This is a genomic window from Paenibacillus sp. J45TS6 (assembly GCF_018403285.1).
Lineage (GTDB): Bacteria > Bacillota > Bacilli > Paenibacillales > Paenibacillaceae > Paenibacillus.
Window position 1 is genome coordinate 1 of record NZ_BOSJ01000109.1, and the last position, 255, is coordinate 255.

The following is a 255-nucleotide window of genomic DNA, read 5'->3' on the forward strand; positions in this document are numbered from 1 at the left end:
ACATGCAGTGGATTCACCACACCGTATTTTACGTGCTTTTCTTTTAAAAAATAAACAAGGTTCAGCCAGTAGTGCCCTGTTGGTTCCATTCCAACGATAACATCCCGGAAGGATTGCTCCTTTGAGACCTCCCAGAACCAGTTCACGAACAACTCAAATCCTTCTCGGTTATTCTCAAACGTAATGGGCTTCCCAAACTCGACTCCGCGGTAGTCTTGTGCTCGAGCCACATGCTTGAATTTTGCAATGTCGACT

Annotated in this window: 1 protein-coding gene; it reads right to left on the reverse strand. The window is 45.5% G+C overall.

Annotated features, from left to right (window positions below):
* Positions 1-255, reverse strand: a 255-nt coding sequence (locus KJS58_RS25230) for an IS110 family transposase (RefSeq protein ID WP_213536351.1), incomplete at both ends; no start/stop codon positions are given.